General features: G+C 62.4%; 25 protein-coding genes. 14 read left to right on the top strand and 11 right to left on the bottom strand.

The window, feature by feature from the left end; genetic code table 11:
- Positions 1 to 44: 44 nt before the first annotated feature.
- The 3 genes from RO069_RS06985 (at position 45) to RO069_RS06995 (ending at position 3,521) form a co-directional block, all read left to right on the top strand.
- Positions 45 to 1,619: a Re/Si-specific NAD(P)(+) transhydrogenase subunit alpha gene (locus RO069_RS06985; protein WP_328186274.1), complete on the top strand. Its 1,575-nt coding sequence runs from the start codon at positions 45 to 47 to the stop codon at positions 1,617 to 1,619.
- Positions 1,620 to 1,631: 12 nt separating this feature from the next.
- Positions 1,632 to 3,023 carry a Re/Si-specific NAD(P)(+) transhydrogenase subunit beta gene (gene pntB / locus RO069_RS06990; protein WP_328186275.1) on the top strand — a complete coding sequence of 464 codons (1,392 nt, stop codon included), beginning with the start codon at positions 1,632 to 1,634 and terminating at the stop codon, positions 3,021 to 3,023.
- 87 nt (positions 3,024 to 3,110) lie between these two features.
- Positions 3,111 to 3,521, top strand: a complete 411-nt coding sequence (locus RO069_RS06995) for a DUF2721 domain-containing protein (RefSeq protein WP_328186276.1) — start codon at positions 3,111 to 3,113, stop codon at positions 3,519 to 3,521.
- Here the strand turns inward: RO069_RS06995 and RO069_RS07000 are convergent.
- Positions 3,512 to 3,748, bottom strand: coding sequence for a GDCCVxC domain-containing (seleno)protein (locus tag RO069_RS07000; protein ID WP_328186278.1), 237 nt, complete (start codon positions 3,746 to 3,748; stop codon positions 3,512 to 3,514). The genes RO069_RS06995 and RO069_RS07000 overlap by 10 nt on opposite strands.
- 97 nt (positions 3,749 to 3,845) lie before the next feature.
- Positions 3,846 to 4,268, bottom strand: coding sequence for a CBS domain-containing protein (locus RO069_RS07005; protein ID WP_328186279.1), 423 nt, complete (start codon positions 4,266 to 4,268; stop codon positions 3,846 to 3,848).
- Positions 4,269 to 4,433: 165 nt separating this feature from the next.
- Between RO069_RS07005 and RO069_RS07010 the strand changes: the two genes are divergently transcribed.
- Positions 4,434 to 5,093, top strand: a complete 660-nt coding sequence (locus RO069_RS07010) for a hypothetical protein (protein ID WP_328186281.1) — start codon at positions 4,434 to 4,436, stop codon at positions 5,091 to 5,093.
- Positions 5,094 to 5,220: 127 nt separating this feature from the next.
- Positions 5,221 to 5,727, top strand: a complete 507-nt coding sequence (locus RO069_RS07015; RefSeq protein ID WP_328186282.1) for a C40 family peptidase — start codon at positions 5,221 to 5,223, stop codon at positions 5,725 to 5,727.
- Between the two features lie 9 nt (positions 5,728 to 5,736).
- On the opposite strand, the gene RO069_RS07020 is transcribed toward RO069_RS07015, so the two are convergent.
- Positions 5,737 to 6,324: a CPBP family intramembrane glutamic endopeptidase gene (locus RO069_RS07020; protein ID WP_328186284.1), complete on the bottom strand. Its 588-nt coding sequence runs from the start codon at positions 6,322 to 6,324 to the stop codon at positions 5,737 to 5,739.
- A 163-nt stretch (positions 6,325 to 6,487) separates the two neighbouring features.
- Between RO069_RS07020 and RO069_RS07025 the strand changes: the two genes are divergently transcribed.
- Entirely contained in the window at positions 6,488 to 7,057 is a 570-nt protein-coding gene (locus RO069_RS07025; RefSeq protein WP_328186285.1) for a DJ-1/PfpI family protein, read from the top strand.
- A gap of 56 nt (positions 7,058 to 7,113) precedes the next feature.
- Positions 7,114 to 7,494 (top strand): ribbon-helix-helix domain-containing protein, encoded by a 381-nt coding sequence (locus RO069_RS07030; protein ID WP_328186287.1) that lies wholly within the window; start codon positions 7,114 to 7,116, stop codon positions 7,492 to 7,494.
- 8 nt (positions 7,495 to 7,502) lie between these two features.
- On the opposite strand, the gene RO069_RS07035 is transcribed toward RO069_RS07030, so the two are convergent.
- The gene (locus RO069_RS07035) at positions 7,503 to 8,111 is read right to left on the bottom strand and encodes a LysE/ArgO family amino acid transporter (RefSeq protein ID WP_328186289.1); all 609 of its coding nucleotides are present in this window, start codon (positions 8,109 to 8,111) and stop codon (positions 7,503 to 7,505) included.
- 100 nt (positions 8,112 to 8,211) lie between these two features.
- Between RO069_RS07035 and RO069_RS07040 the strand changes: the two genes are divergently transcribed.
- The 4 genes from RO069_RS07040 to RO069_RS07055 all read left to right on the top strand — a co-directional run bounded on the left by RO069_RS07040 (position 8,212) and on the right by RO069_RS07055 (position 10,969).
- Entirely contained in the window at positions 8,212 to 9,081 is an 870-nt protein-coding gene (locus tag RO069_RS07040; protein ID WP_328186290.1) for a LysR family transcriptional regulator ArgP, read from the top strand.
- Between the two features lie 72 nt (positions 9,082 to 9,153).
- Entirely contained in the window at positions 9,154 to 9,564 is a 411-nt protein-coding gene (arfB, locus tag RO069_RS07045; RefSeq protein WP_328186344.1) for an alternative ribosome rescue aminoacyl-tRNA hydrolase ArfB, read from the top strand.
- A gap of 73 nt (positions 9,565 to 9,637) precedes the next feature.
- Positions 9,638 to 10,366, top strand: a complete 729-nt coding sequence (locus RO069_RS07050) for an SDR family oxidoreductase (RefSeq protein ID WP_328186292.1) — start codon at positions 9,638 to 9,640, stop codon at positions 10,364 to 10,366.
- 18 nt (positions 10,367 to 10,384) lie between these two features.
- Positions 10,385 to 10,969 (top strand): 2-hydroxychromene-2-carboxylate isomerase, encoded by a 585-nt coding sequence (locus tag RO069_RS07055; RefSeq protein ID WP_328186294.1) that lies wholly within the window; start codon positions 10,385 to 10,387, stop codon positions 10,967 to 10,969.
- A 3-nt stretch (positions 10,970 to 10,972) separates the two neighbouring features.
- Here RO069_RS07055 and RO069_RS07060 read toward each other — a convergent pair whose 3' ends face one another.
- The 4 genes from RO069_RS07060 to RO069_RS07075 form a co-directional block, all read right to left on the bottom strand.
- Positions 10,973 to 12,700, bottom strand: coding sequence for a bifunctional protein-serine/threonine kinase/phosphatase (locus RO069_RS07060; protein ID WP_328186295.1), 1,728 nt, complete (start codon positions 12,698 to 12,700; stop codon positions 10,973 to 10,975).
- 54 nt (positions 12,701 to 12,754) lie between these two features.
- Positions 12,755 to 13,567: a formate/nitrite transporter family protein gene (locus RO069_RS07065; protein WP_328186297.1), complete on the bottom strand. Its 813-nt coding sequence runs from the start codon at positions 13,565 to 13,567 to the stop codon at positions 12,755 to 12,757.
- 282 nt (positions 13,568 to 13,849) lie between these two features.
- Positions 13,850 to 14,116, bottom strand: a complete 267-nt coding sequence (locus RO069_RS07070; RefSeq protein WP_328186298.1) for a DksA/TraR family C4-type zinc finger protein — start codon at positions 14,114 to 14,116, stop codon at positions 13,850 to 13,852.
- 1 nt (position 14,117) lies between these two features.
- A complete protein-coding gene (locus RO069_RS07075) occupies positions 14,118 to 14,441 on the bottom strand; it encodes an antibiotic biosynthesis monooxygenase family protein (protein WP_328186300.1) in 324 nt (107 codons plus the stop codon).
- Between the two features lie 153 nt (positions 14,442 to 14,594).
- Between RO069_RS07075 and RO069_RS07080 the strand changes: the two genes are divergently transcribed.
- Positions 14,595 to 16,307, top strand: coding sequence for a hypothetical protein (locus RO069_RS07080; protein WP_328186302.1), 1,713 nt, complete (start codon positions 14,595 to 14,597; stop codon positions 16,305 to 16,307).
- Between the two features lie 84 nt (positions 16,308 to 16,391).
- On the opposite strand, the gene RO069_RS07085 is transcribed toward RO069_RS07080, so the two are convergent.
- On the bottom strand, positions 16,392 to 16,589 hold the full coding sequence (locus RO069_RS07085) for a hypothetical protein (protein WP_328186304.1): 198 nt from the start codon (positions 16,587 to 16,589) through the stop codon (positions 16,392 to 16,394).
- 86 nt (positions 16,590 to 16,675) lie between these two features.
- A complete protein-coding gene (locus RO069_RS07090) occupies positions 16,676 to 18,253 on the bottom strand; it encodes a PQQ-dependent sugar dehydrogenase (protein WP_328186305.1) in 1,578 nt (525 codons plus the stop codon).
- A 61-nt stretch (positions 18,254 to 18,314) separates the two neighbouring features.
- Between RO069_RS07090 and RO069_RS07095 the strand changes: the two genes are divergently transcribed.
- Both RO069_RS07095 and RO069_RS07100 read left to right on the top strand, forming a co-directional pair.
- Positions 18,315 to 19,283 carry a ribonuclease Z gene (locus RO069_RS07095; protein WP_328186307.1) on the top strand — a complete coding sequence of 323 codons (969 nt, stop codon included), beginning with the start codon at positions 18,315 to 18,317 and terminating at the stop codon, positions 19,281 to 19,283.
- A 231-nt stretch (positions 19,284 to 19,514) separates the two neighbouring features.
- Complete coding sequence (locus tag RO069_RS07100) at positions 19,515 to 19,721, top strand: cold-shock protein (protein ID WP_328186309.1); 207 nt, start codon at positions 19,515 to 19,517, stop codon at positions 19,719 to 19,721.
- Positions 19,722 to 19,856: 135 nt separating this feature from the next.
- Here RO069_RS07100 and RO069_RS07105 read toward each other — a convergent pair whose 3' ends face one another.
- Positions 19,857 to 20,036 carry a hypothetical protein gene (locus RO069_RS07105; protein ID WP_328186311.1) on the bottom strand — a complete coding sequence of 60 codons (180 nt, stop codon included), beginning with the start codon at positions 20,034 to 20,036 and terminating at the stop codon, positions 19,857 to 19,859.
- Positions 20,037 to 20,046 lie beyond the last annotated feature (10 nt).

A 20,046-nucleotide genomic window follows, 5' to 3' on the forward strand; every position in this document is an offset into this window, starting at 1 on the left:
ACGAATACGGTGATTCTGAAGATTAATGTCAGGAGTCAACAACAATGAAAATTGGTATCCCGAAGGAAATCTATCCGGATGAACGGCGGGTGGCCGCCACCCCCGCCAGCGTGGAGAAGCTGATCAAACTGGGTTATGAAGTGGTGATCGAATCCGGCGCCGGTGACGCCGCCGACTATCACGACGATGTCTACCGGGAGGCCGGTGCCGCCATGGCCGAGGACACCACCAGCCTCTGGCGGGAATCGGACATCATCCTCAAGGTACGGGCGCCCACGGAGCACCCGGACACCCACAAGCACGAAGCAGACATGATCCGCGAGGGCGCCCTCCTGGGGAGCTACATCTGGCCGGCCCAGAATCCGGAACTGCTCCAGAAGCTGGCGGATCGCAAGGTCACCACCTTCGCCATCGACGCCCTGCCCCGGATAAGCCGCGCACAGAAGATGGACGCCCTCAGCGCCATGGCCAATATTGCCGGCTACCGGGCCGTGATCGAGGCCGCCAGCCAGTTTGGCCGCTTCTTCACCGGACAGGTCACCGCCGCCGGCAAGGTACCGCCAGCCAAGGTGATGGTGATTGGCGCCGGGGTGGCCGGGCTGGCGGCCATCGGCACCGCCAACAGCATGGGCGCCGTGGTACGGGCCTTCGACACCCGCCTGGAGGTGAAGGAACAGGTGGAAAGCATAGGTGCCGAATTCCTGGAGCTGGACTTCGGTGACGAGGAAGGTAGCGGCGGGGGCGGCTACGCCAAGCAGATGAGCGATGAGTTCATCAAGGCGGAAATGGCCCTGTTCGCCGAGCAGGCCAAGGAAGTGGATATCATTATCACCACCGCCCTGATCCCCGGCAAACCCGCACCAAAACTGATTACCGAAGACATGGTCAAGTCCATGAAGCCCGGCAGCGTGATCGTGGATCTGGCCTCGGAACGCGGTGGCAACTGCGAACTGACCGAGCCCGGCAGGATCGTGGAAAAGCACGGTGTGCGGCTGATCGGCTATACCGACCTTCCCAGCCGCATGGCCAAGGTGGCCAGTGATCTCTACGCCACCAACCTGGTGCATATGATGACCGAGCTTACCCCCGAGAAGGACGGCCAGCCGGTGGTCAACATGGAGGACGCGGTGATCCGCGGCCTTACCGTGGTCAGGGACAACGACATTACCTGGCCGCCCCCCGAACCGGAGAAACCGGCCACCTCGGCGCCACCACCAGGCACGGAAGAGCCTTCACCGGCAAAACCCGCGGCGCCGGCACCCTCACCGGCACGGAAGGCCGCAGGCAAGATCGCGCTGCTGGCGGTGACCGTGCTTGCCCTCTACGGGGTGGGGGCCTATGCGCCGGAGAGTTTCCTGAGCCACTTCACGGTGTTCGTACTGGCCTGCTTTATCGGCTGGCAGGTGATCTGGAACGTCACGCCGTCATTGCATACCCCGTTGATGAGTGTCACCAACGCCATCAGCGGCATCATCGTGATCGGCGCCCTGCTGCACCTGGCCGAGGCTGAACATGCCGCCGTGGGTATCCTGTCGTTTATCGCGGTACTGATCGCCATGATCAACGTATCCGGCGGGTTCCGCGTCACCCATCGCATGCTCAAGATGTTCCACAAGTAGGAGGCCTGACTTATGAGTACCGGACTGATCAGTGTCGCCTACGTGGTGGCCAGCGTACTGTTTATCCTCAGCCTGGGCGGACTCGCGCACCAGGAATCCGCCCGTCGGGGCAACTGGTACGGGGTGGCCGGCATCCTCATTGCCATTGCCGCCACCGTTGCCGGTTTCGACCCCGGCAGTCTCACTGCCATTATCATTGCCATGGTTTTGGGGGCGGCCATCGGCCTGCCCATCGCCAACAAGGTGGAAATGACCCAGATGCCGCAACTGGTGGCCCTGCTGCACAGTTTCGTGGGCCTGGCGGCGGTTCTGGTGGGCTTTTCCAGCTACATCGACCCGCTGGTGGTGATGGTGGGGGTCGAACACACCATCAAGCTGGTGGAAGTCTTCCTGGGCATCTTCATCGGTGCCGTGACCTTCACCGGGTCCCTGGTGGCCTGCGGCAAGCTGGACGGGCGTATCGACAGCAAGGCCCTGACCCTGCCCGGTCGCCACTGGATGAACCTGGCCGCCGTCATTCTCTGCGTGCTGCTGGGCGCCGCCTTCCTGGGCACCGGCAGCATGGCCATGGGCATTATCTTCCTGATCGTGATGACCCTGATTGCGGCGGTGCTGGGCGTTCACCTGATCATGGCCATCGGCGGGGCCGACATGCCGGTGGTGGTATCCATGCTCAACAGCTACTCGGGCTGGGCGGCCGCGGCCATCGGCTTCATGCTGGGCAATGACCTGCTGATTGTCACCGGCGCACTGGTGGGCAGCAGCGGTGCCATCCTCAGCTACATCATGTGCCGGGCCATGAACCGGTCGTTCATCAGCGTGATCCTGGGCGGCTTCGGCCAGACCTCATCCAGCTCGTCCAGTAGCAGTGGCGACGAAACGGTACAGGAAATCGCCGCCGATGAACTGGCGGAGGAACTGCGCAATGCCGACTCGGTGATCATCGTTCCCGGTTACGGCATGGCCGTGGCCCAGGCCCAGAACGGCATCAGCGACCTGACCAAACTGCTGCGGGACCGGGGCGTCAACGTGCGCTTCGGCATTCACCCGGTGGCAGGGCGCCTGCCCGGGCACATGAACGTGCTGCTGGCCGAGGCCCATGTGCCCTACGACATCGTGCTGGAAATGGACGAGATCAACGATGACTTCCCGGAAACCGATGTGGTCCTGGTGATCGGCGCCAACGACACCGTCAACCCGGCCGCCGCCGAGGATCCGACCAGCCCCATCGCCGGCATGCCCGTGCTGGAGGTCTGGAAGGCCCGCCAGGTGGTGATCCTGAAACGGGGCATGGCCACCGGCTATTCCGGGGTCGAGAACCCCCTGTTCTTCCGGGACAACAGCTACATGCTGTTCGGGGATGCCAAGGAGTCCGTGGACAAACTGCTTGGTGCCATCCGGTAAGGCAAAGCGTGATGGGCGGACCTGGTGCGACCAGGTCCGCTATACTGCCTGGTGTCCCGTTCTCTTACACCAGAAGGATTGCCATCGTTGACCCTGACCACCCCCGCCCTGCTGTTTCCCGCCATTTCCCTGTTGCTGCTGGCGTACACCAACCGCTTCCTGGTGCTGGCCCAGCTCATCCGTCAGCTCAGGCAGATGGATTCGGAGGAGGACCACGCCCTGATCGCCCGCCAGATCGGCATGCTGCGCAAGCGCATTGTGCTGACCAAGCGGATGCAGACGTTCGGGGTACTCAGCTTCTTCGTGTGTACCGTATCCATGTTCATGCTGTTCCTGGGCGCACAGATGGCCGGTGCCATGACCTTCGGCCTGAGCCTGGTGCTGCTGTCGGTGTCGCTGCTCTACTCCCTGTACGAGATCGTGATCTCCACCAACGCCATCAACGTGGAACTGGAAAGCTTCGAAGCCAGGAAACAGGCGGACCGCCCTCAGGACTGAGGATTGGATGAAGGGCGATCGCAGGACCCCAGTCCCTGTTGCACGGGCGGACAGTTTTCCGATCCCCAGGAGCAGAATACGCAACAGTCGCCGGGTTTGGGCCTCAGGATCTCGCCGCAATGGGGGCACTCGAAACTGATCTGACAGGCATTGGGTGGCATCGTTTCGGGGCTCCGGTGTCCACAGACCGGGCAGGTAATGATGGAGGTGGTAATCACTGCACCCATGGCCAGTCGGCGCTCTCTTTCAGGATGGATCGGAAAGGCCCTGCGTGACACAGGGCCTGGGCTGGTCCGTCAGCCGGTGGGTTCAACGGTCACTGCGTCACTGGTAGTGACGGGCACAGCTCACCAGCTTCCGGGCCAGTTGGTCGTCTTCACAGTGATTGGCAATATCACCCAGTGACACAATGCCTGACAGGTCCTTCTTCTCAGGGTCATTCAGTACCAGCAGGCGCTGGACATGCTGATCGATCATGTTCTCCAGCACGTGGTCTACATCCTCACTCTCGTAGGTGTAGAGGACCTTGTCACTGGCGATGGCACTGACCTTCTCGTCCAGGCTGCGGTTATCGGCATAGGCCCGTAGCGCCAGGTCACGGTCGGTCACCACGCCGGTCACCCGGTCGTCCTTCACCAGGGGCTCGAAGCCGGTATTGCGTTCACTCATGGTCTGGGCGACTTCCCGGATGGAGGCATCCGCGTCCAGATAATGCGGCTGTTTCGTCATGACGTCTCTGACTTGCATAACACGTCTCCTCTCAAAACCATGAATGGTTGGTGGGTCACCCATAAATCAGTGACCTGTCAGTAGGAGTTGGTCTACATTAGGAGTTTTCAACCGCCCCATGAACCACCTGACCTCACTGTAATGTGGCGCCATGTTCAACCAGAGCGAGGCCGGAGAACTATGATGACCAGACTGTTCAGCCAGCGGGCCCTGCGGGTGCCCCGACCCACACTCCTGCTGTCACTGATAATTGCCTCCCTGCTAGCCCCCGCAACCCGGGCCGAGGTGGAAATTGCCCCCTTCGCCGGGTTCCGCATGGGCGGCGAGTTTGACGTCAGCGACCGGGACACCGACGAGGAGGACTCCCTGGAGTTCAAGGATTCCGAGAGTTTCGGCGTGGTCATGAATGTCGACCTGAAGGAGCCGGGCAAGCAGGCGGAGCTGTACTTCAGCCGACAGGAAACCACCGCCTCCACCTCGAACCAGTTGCTCACCGAGGACAGCTATTCGGTGGACGTGACCATCTACCAGCTCCAGTTCGGTGGCCTGTACTTTCCCGGCCACAAGAACACCGGCGGGTTCGTGTCCGGGGTGGTCGGCGTCACCCGGCTGGACCCGGAGCCCTCCGGCCTGGATGAACACCACCGGGCGTCCATTGCCATCGGCGGCGGCTACAAGCTGGCGTTGACGGAAAGCCTGCTGGCCCGGTTCGACCTGCGCGGCGTCTACACCGTGCTCGACAGCGGAGGCTCGGTGTTCTGCGATGGCGGCTGCGCCGTGCGCTTCGACAGCAGCGGTTATGGTCAGGTGGAGGCCAGTGCGGGGCTGGCATTCCGGTTCTGACAGGGGGCTTACCCGCAAGCATCAGACACCGGGACTGTAAATACTGCGCAAATCCGCAAATCCAGACCTGACAGGCCGGCGGACGGGTTGTACAGTTCTCCCTGAAACCCTGTCGAGGAAGCAATCCATGCATTTTTTTCGTCAGCCGGCTGGCCTGCTGCTGATCCTTGCCCTGCTGTTGACGGGCTGCGCTTCCGGGCCGGATGTCGGCCACCGGGGTGGCCAGGACTACACACCGGTCTACCAGCCCGCCACCGAGGCCGATCACGAGCGCATCGCCGCCCTGGAGGACGTGTTCGCCCGATACGAGGGTACGCCCTACCGGTATGGCGGCACCAATGCCCGTGGCTTCGACTGTTCGGGCTTTATCGGCAGGGCCTACCAGGAGGCCTTCGGCATGGAACTGCCCCGCACAACCTCCCAGTTGCTGGACAAGGGGGACTATGTGCCACCGGACCAGCTAAGGCCCGGTGATGTGGTGTTCTTCAATATCCGGGGCAAGGAAAGCCACGCCGGTATCTTTATGGGCGGAGACGATTTCATCCATGCTTCCACCTCCGTGGGCGTCACCCAGTCATCCCTGAACGGTTACTACTGGCGGGGCCGTATGACCCAGGCCCGGCGTTTCGATTGAGGCCGTGTTTCAGGACCTTCCAAGACCGAACAACTGCGGGTACCAGCGCAAAACCGCAATCACCACCAGGTCGTACACCGCGTGCCAGACCATCACCAGCTGCAGGCTGTCGGTGAGGGCATAGGCAACACCAAACAGCGCCCCCAGGGCCGTGGCCACCAGGAAGTAGGCCCGCGACATGGCATGGGCCAGGCCAAACGCCATGGCCCCGGCCAGGATGCCCGCCACCGTGCCCAGGTGCTGCCCCACCCAGCCCTGGATCACGCCCCGGAACAGCAGTTCCTCGCCAATGCCGGCCAGAACCGCCAGCCCGACCAGCACCGGCCAGCGCTGGGACCCGACAAACCGGTGCAGGTCCCGGATATGCTTTTTCATGGTGTCGGAGGACAGCACGTCCATCAGTGACAGCAGCAACAGCACGCCATAGGTCAGCAGGCCAGCCAGCGTGCCCAGGGCCAGGTAGCCGGCTACCGTCAGTCCCTTCAGGGCCACCGGGATATCGAACACCATCAGCGATATCAGTCCCAGCACCACAATGCCCGCCTGGAACATCAGGCCCGCCAGCGGTGAAAGCCCCCGTTTTCGACGTGTCGCCATGCTAGTGTCCCGTGATTGATCCTCCGTACTGCGCTCACTTTACGTGGCCACGGGCCAAAGACAAGCGTTCACCCATGTAGTAATCCGCTAATACCCGCCGCTATGGCAACCCTGATAGCGTTATTGATGGCAACTGTGCCGAGACAATGACAAGGAGAAGGCCATGAGCGGTAAAAAGATTCTGATGATCACCGGTGATTTCACCGAGGACTATGAAACCATGGTGCCCTTCCAGGCCCTGATGGCCGTCGGCCATACCGTGGACGCCGTCTGCCCGGACAAGAAGGCCGGCGATACTGTCGCCACCGCCATCCACGATTTCGAGGGAGACCAGACCTACACCGAGAAGCCCGGCCACCGCTTCGCCCTGACCGCCGACTTCGATTCGGTGGACCCGGCCAGCTACGACGCCCTGGTGATCCCCGGCGGACGTGCCCCGGAATACCTGCGCCTGGATGACCGGGTACAACAGATGGTGAAGCACTTCTTCGAGACCGAGAAGCCGGTGGCGGCCATCTGCCACGGCGCCCAGATCCTGGCGGCGGCGGGTGTGCTGAAAGGCCGCAAGTGTTCCGCCTACCCCGCCTGTCAGCCCGAGGTGGAACTGGCCGGAGGCTCCTTCGCCAACATTGAAGTGGACCAGGCGGTCACCGATGCTAATCTGGTAACAGCACCGGCATGGCCGGCCCACCCGGCCTGGCTGGCCCAGTTCTTCAAACTGCTGGACCGCTGACGGTTGCCCGGGCCGGCTTTGTCCGGCCCGGGAACCCAGGCGGAGGAGATCCCGTTATGTGCAAGCTCTTCATCAATGCCGACCCGGATCTCTGGGTCAGCAAGACCCATTCCCTGCGCATTGATGGCATGGTTACCAGTATCCGCATGGAAAACACGTTCTGGCACGTGCTGGCGGAACTGGCGGACCGGGACGGCATGAACGTGCCCCAACTGGTCACCCGGCTGTACCATGAGTCCATCGACGCGGGCCATGACCTGGGCAACTTCACGTCCTTCCTGCGGGTCTGCGCCATGCGCTACCTGGCCCTGCAACTGAGTGGCGACGTGCCCCGGGATCATCGGGTATCCATCGCCTCACTGGACGCGGAAAAGATCCTGGAGCAGGAACCCAAACGGCCCGTGGTCAGTGCCAGCGCCGGCAACGCCGCCCATTGATCCGTCGCTCACGACAGTCCGCTGATGGCCAGGTGCAGGGCGATGCCCGCCATCATGGCGCCGATCACCCCATCAATTACCCGCCAGGCCACGGGCTTCGCCAGCACCGGGGCCAGGGCCGAACCACCCCAGGCCAGGGCCCCGAACCAGAGGATGGATGCACTGCTGGCACCGGCCACAAAGGTCGCCGTATTCTCCTGCTGGGCGCCAATGGATGGGATCAGCAGCAGGGTGTCGAGGTAGACCTGGGGGTTGAGCAGGGTCACCGCCAGGGTAGTAAAAAGAACGCCCTTGAGACTCCGGCTTTTCACCTCGCCCACCTGTAACCGGTCCCGGCCACGACCGGCCCTCACCAGGGCCTGGATCGCCAGCCACCCCAGGAACACCACCCCCAGCCAGCGCAGGACTTCCAGCGCCTGGGGCACCGCCATCAGGGCGGCACTCACCCCCAGCATACCGGCGCTGAACAGCACCACGTCCGCCAGCATGCACAGGCCGGCGGACCACCAGTGGTGTTCCCGTCGGATTGCCTGGCTCAGCACATAGGCATTCTGCGCGCCGATCGCCACGATAATCCCGCCACACACCAGTAATCCGGTCAGGTAACTGTCCAACATGTCCGCCTCTTGCTTCGATGTTTTTCTGTTAGAGAGGCGATCATAGCCACTTCCCGATATACTGGAAATTCATATTGCTACTGCCACATCAGTTTTACTTATGATCGACTACAAATTGCTGGAAGCCCTGTCGGCGGTGATCGAACATGGCGGGTTTGAACGGGCCGGCGATGCTCTCGGCATCAGCCAGTCCGCTGTCTCCCAGCGGCTGCGTTCGCTGGAGGTGCGGGTCGGGCAGCCGGTGCTGATCCGTTCACCGATGCCCCACGCGACGCCGGCAGGCCAGCGGCTGCTGAACCATGTGCAGCAGGTCAAGCTGCTGGAACGGGACCTGGCCCAGAGTATCCCTACCCTGGCGGAATCCACCAGCCGCCTGCGGATTGCCCTGAACGCCGACAGCCTCGCCACCTGGTGGGCGGATGCCCTCAGCGAGTTCTGCCAGCAGGAGGGGTTGCTGCTGGACCTGGTAATCGAGGATCAGGACATCGGCCTGCAACGGATGCGCGAGGGGGACGTCGCCGCCTGCCTGTGCAGCAGCCCGCAGCCGGTGGCCGGGGCCCGCTGCGTGTCCCTGGGCACCATGACCTACCTGCCCCTGGCGACACCGGCCTACCAGGCCCGGTACTTCCCGGACGGCCCCACCCTGGAGGCGTTCCGCTCAGCCCCGGTGATCGTATTCGGCCCCAACGACCAGCTCCAGCACCGCTTCCTGGCCCAGTGCGGCTACCATGGCCGTTTTCCCTACCACCTGTGTCCGTCGTCGGAAGGTTTCCTCAAACTGGCCACCAGCAGCATGGGCTACGGCATGCTGCCGGAAAGCCAGGCCCGGCGGGAGCTGGACACCGGCGTGCTGTCCAGCATCGTGCCCGGTCAACAACTGGATGTGCCCCTGTACTGGCACTTCTGGCGCCACGGCGGCAGCCTGATGGACCGCCTCACCGACGTATTACTGGCTGCCTGGAACCCCTGACCCGGAGACGGACAGGCAGATTTGTTACACTGCCCCGTTCATTCTGTTGAGTCCGTCTGTCTTATGCCGACACTGATACGCCTGTCCAATGCGGTGGAACTGGCCGACTGGGAGGTCGAACTGACCCAGATCCGCGCCCAGGGCGCCGGCGGCCAGAACGTCAACAAGGTGGCCAGCGCGGTGCACCTGCGCTTCGACGTCGCCCGATCCACCCTGCCGCCCTTCTACAAGGAGCGACTGTTGGCCCTGTCGGACCACCGCATCACCAAAGACGGCGTGATCATCATCAAGGCCCAGTCTTTCCGCACCTTTGAACTGAATCGCCAGGATGCCCTGGACCGGCTGAAGGCGCTGATTCTGGATGCGGTAAAAGTGCAGAAGAAACGACGGCCAACCCGCCCCACCCGATCCTCCCAGCGCAAACGCGTGGATAAAAAGACCCAGCGCGGCAAGACCAAGTCCCTTCGTGGCAAGGTTGTGTAATATCCTGGCTGGATAGGCAGATCAGGAAAGCACTTCCAAAAGAGCACCCGACATCCATCAGAAGGAGACAGCCATGTCCAGGCAACAGGTCGCCGTTGTCATTGGCGCCGGCGACGCCACCGGGGGAGCCATCGCCCGCCGCTTTGCCCGCGAGGGTTTTACCCTCTGCGTGACCCGGCGCAACGCCGACGCCCTGGACCCCCTCAGGGAATCCATCGAGGGCGACGGTGGCACCGTCCACACCTTCGGCTGTGACGCCCGGGATGAAGACACCATGACAACGCTGTTCGACGGCATAGAACGGGATATCGGCCCGGTTACCGTGGTGGTCTTCAACATCGGCGCCAACGTCCGCTTCCCCATCACCGAGACCACCGGTCGAGTGTATCGCAAGGTCTGGGAAATGGCGGCCTTCGCCGGCTTCCTGACCGGCCGCGAAGCCGCCCGGGTCATGCTGCCCCGGCAACAGGGCACCATTATCTTTACCGGGGCGACGGCATCCCTGCGCGGTGGCAGCGGCTTCTCCGCCTTTGCCGGCGCCAAGTTCGCCCTGCGGGCCCTGGCCCAGAGCATGGCCCGTGAACTGGGGCCGCAGGGTATCCACGTGGCCCACAGCATTATCGACGGCGCCATCGATACCGACTTCATCCGCGACAACTTCCCGGACCGCTACGCGCTCAAGGACCAGGACGGCATCCTTAACCCGGACCACATCGCGGAGCAGTACCTGCAGCTGCACCGGCAACCCCGGGACGCCTGGACCCACGAGCTGGACCTGCGCCCCTGGCTGGAAACCTTCTGACGCAAACGGAGAATAACCATGAGCAAGACACTGGAGTGCTACTTCGATGTGGGCAGCCCGGCCAGCTACCTGGCCTGGACCCAACTGCCCGGGATCGCCAGCCGTCACAACGCGACACTGGTATGGAAACCCATGCTGCTGGGTGGCGTGTTCCAGGCCACCGGCAACCAGTCCCCTGCCGCCATTGAGGCCAAGGGCCGCTACTCACGGATGGACATGCAGCGATTCGCCCGCCGCTATGGGGTCACCCTGAACCAGAACCCCTACTTCCCGGTGAACACACTCCATCTGATGCGGGGTGCGGTGGCCTTCCTGGACACACCCCGATTTGATGACTACCTGACGGCGGTCTTCAACGCCATGTGGGTGGACGAGCAGGACATGGGGCAGCCGGAGGTGGTGTCCCAGGTCCTGTCCCGCGCCGGCTTCGACCCGGAGGACGTCATGGCCCGGGCCAGCGACCCAACGGTCAAGGACCGGCTCAAGGCCATCACCACCGAGGCCGTCGGGCGGGGAGTGTTTGGCGCCCCCACCCTGTTCGTGGACGACGAGATGTTCTTCAGTCAGGATCGCCTGTGGATGGTGGAGGAAGCCCTGGCCTGAAGGCTAGCGGATAGCGAAGGACGCCACCAGTGCCAGCAGCAGCAAGGCCGACACCCCCTGCCAGAAGGCCACGGGGTGTCGCTCCATCAGCGGTCGACGGGCCTGTTCCAGGTAGGCCCTGTTGGGGTGGCGTAGGTCGTGGATGAACTCCGACAGCGCGGGGTAGCGCTTGTCCGGGTGCGGGTGGACGGCCCGGTGGATGGCATCGTCCATCCAGGGGGGCACATCGGCCCGGTCCAGGGTCAGGGGATGGTACCCCAGGCGGTTCAGGTCCCGGGGATGGCGCACCCGAGGGACCTGCACGCCATAGGGCAAGCGCCCGGTCAGCATCTGGTAGACCAGCATGCCCAGGGAGAACTGGTCCGAGGCTTCGGTCCCGGCCTGCCCCAGGAAATACTCCGGGGCGCTGTGCTGTTCCGTTCCCTGCAGGCCGCCAGACCTGCCTTCGGCATCCATCTCCTCAACCCCCGCCACCCGGGTGGCCCCGAAATCCACGATCCGCACCGTGCCGGCACGGTCAATCATGACGTTGGCGGGCTTCAGGTCCTGGTGCAGCATCTCCAGACGATGGAAGGCCCGCAGCCCCCTGGCGATCTGCCCGATGATGTCACGGACGCTTTCCAGGTCCGGCTTCGGGTGGTCCTGCATCCATTGCGCCAGGGTCTGGCCGTCGATGTACTCCATCACGATATAGAGATACCGCCGCGGCCGCTCCGGCAGGCGGGGCCGGACCACATGGGCACTGTCAATGCGCCGGGCGATCCATTCCTCCATCAGGAAGCGCTCCAGGTAGGCCGGGTCACCCCGCAGGTCGATGGACGGGGTTTTCAGCACTACCTGGGCGTCGGTGTCCTCGTCCACCGCCAGGAACACATGGCTGCGGTTGCTGCCATGCAGTTTGCGGAGGATGCGGTAACCATCGAACACCATGCGCGCATCCAGTTCCGGCGGGAACGGCAGCTCGGTAAGCTGCCGGTAGAGTTCATCCGCCTCCCGCACCCGGGGCACGCCGTCCACCCGGACCAGTTGTACCGTAAGGTTATCGTCACTGCCGTTATCCAGGGCCTGCCCCACTATCGCCTGGGAGGCGGCATCCAGATCCTCGCCATGGGCCTCGATGGCGGCGCGGATATCCCCAGCGGTGACAAACTCATAGACGCCATCCGTGGCCAGGACAAAGAGGTCGCCCGCGTCCACCGGCAGGCTCCGGTAGTCAATCTCCAGCGACTGGCCGATGCCCAGGGCCCGGCCCAGGTAACTCTGGTCCCGGGACACCCAGAGCCGGTGATCGGTGGTCAGTTGCTCCAGGGCACTGCCCTGGAACCGGTAGATCCGGGCATCACCCACATGGAACAGGTGGGCCGTGGCGGACTTGAGTACCATCACGCTCAGGGTGCAGACATAGCCCCGGTCCCGGTCGAACCGGTACTGGCTCTGCTGGGTCTGGGCGTACAGCCACGAATTGGTGGCCAGCATCACCCGCTGGGCCGACTTCCTCACCGACCAGGCGTCGGAGGTGCAGTAATAGTCCGCCAGGAAACCGTTAACAGCGGCCTGGCTGGCCACCTGGCTGACGTTGCTGCTACTGATGCCATCCGCCAGGGCGACCGCTACACCCTTGCTGGCCAGCGGGTGCCCCTTAGGCACACGGGCGCCATGAAAGTCCTGGTTAATGGCTTTGGGGCCCGGGTGGGAATACTGGCCGATGGCAACGCTCAGATCATGGTTCACTGCCTGCTCCCGCCGGAAATGGGCCCCGGCCAGCAAATGGCCGGGGCGCTGGACTCAGACCAGGTTGCGCTTGGGCGCGGTGCGCACATGGGTGGTATAGAGGGTCAGGCCGGTAAACGTCAGGCCACCCACCAGGTTGCCGACCACCACCGGTAGTTCATTCCACAGCAGGTAGTCCATCAACGAGAAGTTGCCGCCCAGGATCAGACCGGAGGGGAACAGGAACATGTTGACCACGGAATGCTCGAAGGTCATGTAGAAGAACAGCATGATGGGCATCCACATGGCGATGACCTTGCCACTGACGTTGGTGGAGATCATCGCGCCCACCACGCCCATGGACACCATCCAGTTACACAGCACCCCCCGCAGGAAGATGGTGAGCATGCCGGCAGCGCCGAACTCCTTGTAACCCACGGTCCGGCTCTCACCGATGACGCCGATGGTCTGGCCTATCTCATTGGGCTCCACCGAGAAGCCGTAGGTAAAGACAATCGCCATAATCACGGCCACGGTAAAGGCGCCGGCGAAGTTGCCGCAGAACACCAGCCCCCAGTTCTTGAGGATACGGGGAATGGTCACCCCAGGCCGCTTGTCGAGCCACGCCAGCGGCGTGAGCATGAAAACGCCGGTCAGCAGGTCAAAGCCCATCAGGTAAAGCATGCAGAACCCCACCGGGAACAATACCGCCCCCAGTAGTGGCTCCCCGGTCTGGACGTTGATGGTGATGGCGAAGACGGCAGCGAGGGCCAGGATTGCCCCGGCCATAAAGGCCCTGATCAGGGTGTCGCGGGTGGACATCCAGATCTTGGCTTCACCGGCGTCCACCATCTTGGTGACAAATTCCGAAGGAACTAGATAGGACATAGGGTTTTCCTCGCACGCATAAAAAAACGGTGCCGTCCGGCCACGACCCGGTCTGGGTCGCGAACAGGACAGACACCGTTGTCTGTAAGTCTTTCAGATCTAATGTTTCAGAAATGGTTTTGCAGGGAGCATGCCAATACACCGGATGCCGGGCTCACCGGGGCAGGCTGGGGCAAACGCAGGCAACCGGCGAACCGTTAGCGCCCCTAAAGTGCGCAGGTGACGGGCTTTCCCGCACAAAAATGGCGCAGTTACCGGGAAATGAGGTTACACCAGGAGACGTTAGCGGAGCTGGGAATCCTTGCTGCCCCGGCGATTGAACAGACTGGCATCCGACTGCTCACGATCCCTCTCGCCCTGGCAGCGTACGCAGAGGCGAACACCCGGCAGGGCCTTGCGCCGGGCTTCCGGAATAGGCTCTTCACATTCCTCGCAGTGCGTCAGGCTCTCACCCTGGGGCAGATTCGAGCGGGCCCGCTCGAGGGCATCCTCCACGGTGCTGTCAATCTGGTCCTGTACCGCACCATCCCTTGACCAGCCGCCAGCCATCTCAAACTCCTTCCGGGTCCGGCGGCAGCACCACCCACTCCGGGTCCTCGAACTCGCCAAGAGGGGTGATATCCACGAACGGGGCGGCGCTGCGGATAATCTCGGTGATTTCCGGGTTGTGCTGGCCTTCCATGGCATCCCGCTGTTCCTTGCTGTCCCAGCTGGCGATGGCGATCAGGGTGTTGGGATCGCCGATCTTGCGGTGCAACTCGGTGCCCCGGGCACCGGGTGCCTGCTGGATCAGTTCGCTGGCGCGGACCCAGGCGTCGGCATATTCCTCGGCGGTGTGGCCTTCTTTGACTCTTACTTCAAAGATGAATTTCATACCTGTCTCCCCGGTTTCGACGGATCACATTCCGTTGCGGTATTTAACATTTTTTTACGGCTGTATCCCCCATTTGGGTGATTCCCCCAACCGATGCTCCTGACAACATTAATAGGCGGTAATAATAATCCAGACCATGTTGAAGGAGTTCCCATGGAGCAGTTCAAGAAAGTTATTCTAGCACCCGCCATTGCCTCGGTCCTGGCCCTCACCGCCTGCGGTGGTGGGGGTGGTAGCGGTAGCAGCAGCGACAGTAGCGGTGAAGACAACAATAACGGCGGAGACGTCACCGCAAGCGAAACCGGCGTATTTGTAGATAGCCCAGTGTCCGGTATCAACTACACCACCTCAAGCGGTAAGACCGGAAAGACCAACGAACTGGGCGAATACGACTACGCACCTGGCGACACAGTCACCTTCAGCATCGGCGGTACAGAACTGCCGCCGGTAGAGGCCACCGGTCGGATCACTCCGGCAGACATGGGTAGCGGTACAACCGACTGGAGCTCCGATCCGACCGTCCTGAACATCCTGCGCCTGTTGCAGACCCTGGATGACGACGGCGATGCCAGCAACGGCATTACCATCACCGACGCCATTCACACCGCATTGCAGGACGTCGATCTGGATCCCACTAGCAGTGAGTCTGATTTTGAAACCCAGGCCAGTACGGCCCTCAACTCCACGGGGAAGACACTGGTTGCCAAGGACGATGCGGTTGCCCACTTCCAGGCCACCCAATCTGGCGATCTGATCGGTAGCTGGGTACTCGTGGAGGACTGGGGCAACGTCAATGTCCTGACCTTCCTGAATGAAACCGAATATCTGATTGCCCACTCCATGGCCGATGACGGCGACCAGGATGCTGCCAGCGCCGAGTATGGCACTTACGAATGGGACAGCGCCGCCGGCGAACTCATACTGACTGTGACCAACGAGTCCGATAACAGCGGCGGCCTGGTCCACAACGGCTCCTCCACCACCTGGAACATGGCGTTGAAGGACGGGGCGCTGGTCCTCAACACCCTTGAAGAACCCGATGACATTGTTTTTGAAGCGGTACGCAATGCCAAGGACAGTCTGGTAGGCAGTTGGTACCTCAGAGAGGATTATAACGAAACGAAAGAAATCGATCGCCACAACATCCTCACCATTCTTGACGACAACAACTACGTCATTGTCCACAACGACAACACGGAAGCTTATGACGGAGAACTCCACGTCGCCGTTTCCTCTGAGTGGGGTACCTACAGCTTTGATGGCAACAACTTCGCGGTGACCAGTGTATCCGCGGAACTTGATGGCCCTGGCGGATTTTACGACAACCCTGCAAGGGAAGAGGGCGGAAACGGCTTTGTCGATGGTCCGGCCCGGCTTCATCCGACGGGTCAGTTGACACTGTCCGACAACCTGCCCGAGTCAGAAGGCGGTGAACAATTCACCCTTCGTCGTCTGGGTCGCTATGCGGTAACCCTGAAAGACTTTAATGGTGACACCAAGCAGGTGTACGTCGAAGCCAGCGGCAACGATTTTATCGATGGCGTGACCCAGACCCTCAGCTTTGCCGATATCGATGGCGGTGCGGAAACCACAAAGGATGGCACTTATGAGATGACGGCGTCAGCCAGCGAAACCATTGATCTGGAGCTGAGCAGCGACGGCACTGGCTACATGCAGTTTGGTGTCACCGGCGACCAGAATTTCATTAACGATGATGGCTGGTCCGTCCTGACTTCTGGCTCCCTGACCTACGTGGAAGGCGAGGCCGAATGGACGTACCTGCCAGTGAAAGGCTCCAGTCCCTACACCACGCTGGTGTACCAGGGTGACATGGATCTGATGTTCATCACCGAAGTCACCGAATAACCTGACCTACCTGTCCTCTGGCCCGCCTTGCGCGGGCCTTTTTTATGGGTGTGACTGCCGGAGAGTACCCGGATCCGGGCTTCTCTAATCGTGCGTCACACCATGGCGGTCAAAGATCTCCCAGACCTCACGGGCTTCTTCCTCGGGCAGCATCACCCGGATTTCCATCGCCTCTTTATCAATGAAGATCCGGTCCTGCGGAATTTCGCTGCCGATCAGGTCGTCCCGTGTATTGCGGGCCTGGTCCATGTCCTGGAACTTTCCGTTGATGGCTTTGCTCATGGCTGGTTCTCCTCTGCTTTTCAGGGAACCCATTATTCAGCTTAGAAGCCCACCAAAGACCTGTAAACAAACCCGGCTATCGCTCTCTACGGCGGCGTCACCCTCAGGAGGCGCCCTTCCGGGCTGTCCGTGAGCAGGTACACCGTGCCCTCCGGGCCGGTGCGGACATCGCGGATACGCTCCTCCTGCTCCCCGAACAGCTTCTCCTGTTCCGTGACGCCCCCGGAGTTCAGCTCAACCCGGTGAACCGCACGGGTCACCAGGCCACCCACCAGCAGGTCGCCGCGCCACTGGGGGAAGCGGTCGCCGGTGTACAGGGTCATCCCCGACGGCGCGATGGACGGTGTCCAGTGCAGCCGGGGCGGCTCGGTTCCCGGGTAGTCGGTATAGGGCGTGACCCGGGCCCAGGTGTAATCCAGGCCATGGGTGGCCACCGGCCACCCATAGTTGGCGCCGGGTTCGATGACATTGATCTCGTCACCACCCCGGGGGCCATGCTCATGGGCAATCAGCCGTTCGCCGGCGTCATCGTAGGTCAACCCCTGCACGTTGCGATGGCCATAGCTGTAGATTTCCGGCAGGGCATCGGGGTCGTCGACAAACGGGTTATCCGGTGGCACCGAGCCGTCGGGCCGCAGCCTGACCAGGGTGCCGATATGGCTGGACAGCCGCTGCGCCTCCTCCCGATAGTCAAAGCCATCCCCCAGGGACAGCACCAGCGTGCCGTCCGACAACCAGGCGATGCGGCCGCCATAGTGAGCCGTGCCCACCTTGGCGGGCCTGGCCCTGAACAGTTCTTCCAGGTCCCGGAGTTCATTCCCTTCCAGACGGGCGCGGGCCAGGCAGGTGTGGTTGGCCTGGACAGTGCCGCAGGCGTAACTCAGGTAGAGCATGCGGCTGTCCTCGAAATCCGGCGCCAGGGACACCTCGAACAAGCCGGCCTGCCCGCCCGTAAGCACCCCGGGCATCCCGCTGACCGGATCCGGGTCCAGCTCTCCGTCCGGCGTGATCCGGCGCAGACGGCCCGGCCGCTCGGTGACCAGCATGCCACCATCCGGCAGGAACGCCAGGGACCAGGGATGCTCAAGACCGGACACCACCGTTTCCACCTGATAATCCACGGCCGGCTCCGCCCGGACCTCGCCATCGGGGAACCCCGCCAGTGTCACCAGGGCCACCGCGGCAGCCGCGCCGGAGTGACCACGGGGGCCGGGCCTGCCGGTTGCCATGCGGGCAAACAGCCAGCCGGCAATAGCCGCCGTGGCGAGCATCGCCAGCATGCCGCCGATATCACGGGTGGCGGCAATCAGCGTCGGCGGCGGGGCCAGGTGGTCCACCAGCTTGAAGGTGGCCCATAGCCCGACGGCGGCGGCCAGCGCACAGACCGGCGTGCGCCATGACGTCAGCACAAACCGGGTGCCCACCATGGCCACGATCTGGGACACCAGGAAACTGACACCGAACATGACCAGGTACACCGGCCCGAACTTGAGCAGGTCCTCCAGGGTGGTCGCCAGCCAGGCGCCGATACCGATCTCCACGTCCAGCCCCAGTAAAGCGATCAGGTTCACCTGGGTCTGTACCACCGAGCCCAGTGCCGCCCCCACGACCAGGGCCGTGGCAAAGCCCAGGATGATCCGGGGCCAGGATGTCCGTTCACTCATGCCTACCTCCCTCTTGGATTCTGATATCCTCAGCCGGTACAGGACCAGACAAGGAGCAGTGGTGGAATTTACCTTTCTCGGCACCTCCGCCGGCACCCCGACCCGGGCGCGCAATGTCACCGGCCTGGCACTGCAGCACGGCGGCCCCAGGCAGTGGTACCTGATCGACTGTGGCGAAGGCACCCAGCACCAGCTCCTGCGTACCCGGCTGTCGGTGATGCAGCTACGGGCCATTTTTATCACCCATGTCCATGGTGATCATACCTTCGGATTGCCCGGGTTGCTCACCAGTGCCTCCATGTCCGGGCGTACCGAGCCCCTGCCGCTGATCGGCCCGCCGCAGTTGCAGCCATTCATCGAGGCCGTCCTGGCCAATACCGACTCCAACCTGGGTTTTGAGCTGCCGTTCATCAATGCCGAAGCGGCGGACTTCCATTGGCAGGATGACGCCTTCCGCGTCACCAGCTTTCCCCTGTCCCACCGGGTACCCTGCCACGCCTTCCGTTTCGAGGAGACCCGGCTGGAGCGCAAGCTGCTGACCGACCGGCTGAAGGCAGATGGCATCGAAGCCGGGCCGGACTGGGGCCGGCTGCAGAAGGGTCAGGACATCCACCTGCCGGACGGCAGGCTGGCCCGCGCCGATGACTACACCACCATCCCCCGCCTGCCGCGCAAGGTGGTGGTGGCGGGCGACAACGACACCCCGGAGCTGCTGGGCGACGCCTGCCAGGATGCGCACCTGCTGGTACACGAAGCCACCTACACCCAGGATGTGGCGGACAAGGTCGGCCCCTGGCCCCAGCATAGCTCAGCCCTTCAGGTGGCCGGTTTTGCCGAGGCGGTACAGCTGCCCAACCTGATACTCACCCACTTCAGCTCCCGCTACCAGCTCCATGGCAACCGGGGACCGGTGATCGGGGATATCGCCGCCGAGGCGCGGCAGGCCTACAGCGGCAACCTGCACCTGGCCCGGGATTTCCAGCGCTATCGGCTGGCCCAGGACCTGACACTGGTGGAGATGGATGAGTAAATATACCCACGATGAAAAATAACAGTAGCTATTTGCCGGCAAGGCAGGTTACATTGGTCGCCGTAGGAAAGAGTTAGCAAAGCAGTTCATCAATAAGACGCCCTGTCGAAGTTCGTAGTGCACGTCCTGTTTTTGATCCCGCATGTTTCTTGTTTCCGAACAATGCTGACCAGTCCCATTCGGGGATCCTGGCGGCGTATTTAGAAGATTGATTTCAGGATATTAAAAGATATGTCTACAGTTACCGGTACCGTTAAGTTCTTCAACGAATCCAAAGGCTTCGGCTTTATCACTCGTGAAGGCGGCCCCGACGTATTCGTGCACTTCAGCGCCATCCAGGGCGACGGCTTCAAGACCCTGGCTGAAGGCCAGCAGGTCGAGTTCACCGTGACCCAGGGCCAGAAAGGTCCTCAGGCGGAGAACGTTGTTGGCCTGTAAATAACAGGTTCAACAGCACGCAAAAAGGCAGCTTCGGCTGCCTTTTTTATTGCCCGGAATTTACCCCGAAATCCCCTGGCCCGCGCTATCCCGGGCAGCGATCCACATCCGGGTGACTCCCCAAACCCGGATCAGCTATCCAAAATAGTACCGGGCTATGGATAGCACCAGCACCAGGGCCATCAGGGGAATGATCCAGCGGGAGAGCTTGCGGTCATCAATGGCATCCCCCTTGGAGGCGTGCTTCTCCAGCAGGGGGACGATGATGAACAGCGCCGCGAACAGCACGACCAGTATGATGAACAGTGTTGTCATGGACTTACCA

Origin of the sequence: Marinobacter sp. OP 3.4 (genome assembly GCF_036224885.1) — a bacterium.
GTDB lineage: Bacteria > Pseudomonadota > Gammaproteobacteria > Pseudomonadales > Oleiphilaceae > Marinobacter.